This window comes from Micromonospora sp. ZG13, from assembly GCF_059359355.1.
This window is the reverse complement of sequence record NZ_JCADBQ010000051.1, coordinates 1-888: the sequence shown is the minus strand read 5'-3', so window position 1 is coordinate 888 and position 888 is coordinate 1. Positions and strand designations below refer to the sequence as shown.

At 69.1% G+C, this 888-nt stretch carries 1 protein-coding gene; it reads right to left on the bottom strand.

Annotated features, from left to right (window positions below):
• Positions 1–766, bottom strand: a 766-nt coding sequence (locus tag AC5L34_RS29495; protein ID WP_494827923.1) for an IS5 family transposase, incomplete at its 3' end; no start/stop codon positions are given.
• Positions 767–888: the final 122 nt, after the last annotated feature.

Genomic DNA, 888 nt, shown 5'->3' with positions numbered 1-888 from the left:
GGCGGTAGACGTCAGGGCTGAAGGCGGGTGGCCGGCCGCCGCGGGAGCCTTTCGCGAGGCGGTGGGCGTCTTGGTCGCTCTTGCTCGGGATGCAGGCCTTGATTCCTCGTCGGCGCAGGTAGGCGCGGTTGGCCCTGGACGTGTAGGCCCGGTCTGCCAAGACCTGTAGCGGGCGGGTCCGAGGCCGGCCGGGCCCGCAGCGGGTGATCCGGATGCGGTCGAGGACCGTGGTGAATTGCGGGCTGTCACCGCGGTGTCCGGCCGTGACGACGGTGGCCAGGACCTTGCGGCCCTGTTCACAGGCAAGATGGGTCTTGGTGGTCCACCCGCCTCGCGATCGGCCCAGCGCGTGATCGGCGGGCTCGGCATGGATTCCGCCGGGTGGTTCTTTCTGCCGGTCGCCGTCACGGCGGGCGCCGGCGGCGTGTTGATGGGCGCGGCTGATCGTGGAGTCGACGCTGACGCTCCAGTCGATGCGCCCGGCCGCATCGGCGGCGGCCTGCAGCCCCGCCAGGACGCGAGCCCACGTGCCATCACGCTGCCAGCGGCGGAACCATCGATACAGCGTCTGCCACGGGCCGTAGTTCCCGGGCACGTCACGCCATGGCGCACCGGTGCGTACCCGCCAGCGTATGCCGTCGATGATCTGTCGTCTGGTCCACTTGCACGGTCTTCCCCGCGACGATTCCGCAGGCAGCAGCGGGTGCAGATGCTGCCACTGGATGTCGCTCAGGTCATGCCGCGCCGCCGCCGCTAGGCTGGCCACGAGGTCTCCGGTATTCAGGTTTGCTTGGTCGCTAACCCACTTACCGGAGACCTCTTCAGTTATCGATCACCGCCACGCCGTGACCCCACCCGACCAACACCCACTTACGAAACGCGCCCTAG